Here is a 529-nt window from a genome sequence, read left to right on the forward strand (position 1 = left end):
CGAGCTCGACCGCGTGACGCCATTGGTCCGCATCATGGGTGGTTTCGCGGAGGATTCGTGCGGACGACATCGGCGTGAGCGTGCGCAGTGCGCCCGTCTCGATCGTGACCGCGAGCGGGTCGGTCGACGCGAGGCCGATGACACCTTCGGGAACGATGGCGAGGACATCCCCTTCGAGGATGCAGGGGCTTTGATCGAGGCACGCTTCGTAGGCGGCCGCGCTGGTGTCGTAGAAGTGGACGCGGTGCATGACCGTTTCCTTCAAGGTTTCGATGGGGGGGGCGACCGCGGATGCGGTCAGGAATATCTTGGCCGCTCGACGGGGAAGCGTTCGGGCGGCAGGCCCGAGAAGGTGTAGGCGCGGTAGCGCCCGCCATCATAGATCACCGACGACACGTCCGGCTTGTGGCGTTGCAAGCGCTCGAGAAGGCGGTTTGCGCGACGCTGCGCTGCGATCGCGGTCTCGTCGTCGAAATGGATGGTGATTGCGCGCACAAAGGTGCCGCTGTCGTACCACCAGCCTCCTTCT

The 529-nt window shown here is 65.0% G+C and carries 2 protein-coding genes; both read right to left on the bottom strand.

The annotated features are described in order from the left end of the window. A partial coding sequence (locus AACY08_RS28595; RefSeq protein WP_339472458.1) for a hypothetical protein occupies positions 1 to 250 on the bottom strand: 250 nt, incomplete at its 3' end. Positions 251 to 297: 47 nt separating this feature from the next. Continuing rightward, on the bottom strand, positions 298 to 529 hold a 232-nt coding region (locus AACY08_RS28600), incomplete at its 5' end, for a hypothetical protein (protein ID WP_339472459.1).

It is taken from the genome of Pseudomonas sp. EL_65y_Pfl1_R83, assembly GCF_963970695.1.
Classification (GTDB): domain Bacteria; phylum Pseudomonadota; class Gammaproteobacteria; order Pseudomonadales; family Pseudomonadaceae; genus Aquipseudomonas; species Aquipseudomonas tritici.